Here is a 407-nt window from a genome sequence, read left to right as displayed (position 1 = left end):
GAGTTCGCCCGCTGTTCACTCTCGCGGCGGTGCTGCCCGCAAAGCCCGGGTGTAATCTGACCGTGACGGAAATTGCAGGTATCGCCCGGTTCGGGCATGTGATCCCGGCAGGCATGTACCGCTCCCCTCGTTCGAAAGGTTCGACCATGGCCAAGAGCCCCTACTCCACGAAGAACGCAGCATGGATCGTCGTTCTCATCGTCATCGGCATCGCCGTCGTCAGCATGTTCTTCGGCATCGCCGGTGAAGAGCTTTGGCGGCAGCTCCTCGGTGCCGGCATCCTCATCATCGTCGCACTCGTCGTCATCTACTTCTGGCGCCGCGACACCGGAAAGCGCTCGCGCACCGACGACACCACCGTGTGAGTTCCATCCTGCTCTGTCAGGTGCTGCGGAGGCTCGGGGGTC

Annotated in this window: 1 protein-coding gene; it reads left to right on the top strand. The window is 62.7% G+C overall.

The window, feature by feature from the left end; all coding sequences use genetic code 11:
• Window positions 1-365: hypothetical protein (locus tag M3G19_RS11850; protein ID WP_259902800.1), on the top strand; the 365-nt coding region annotated here is incomplete at its 5' end.
• Between the last annotated feature and the right edge of the window lie 42 nt (window positions 366-407).

Source organism: Corynebacterium sp. p3-SID1194, assembly GCF_025144155.1.
In the GTDB taxonomy this organism is placed as follows: Bacteria; Actinomycetota; Actinomycetes; order Mycobacteriales; family Mycobacteriaceae; genus Corynebacterium.
This window is presented reverse-complemented; position numbering and strand designations above follow the sequence as displayed.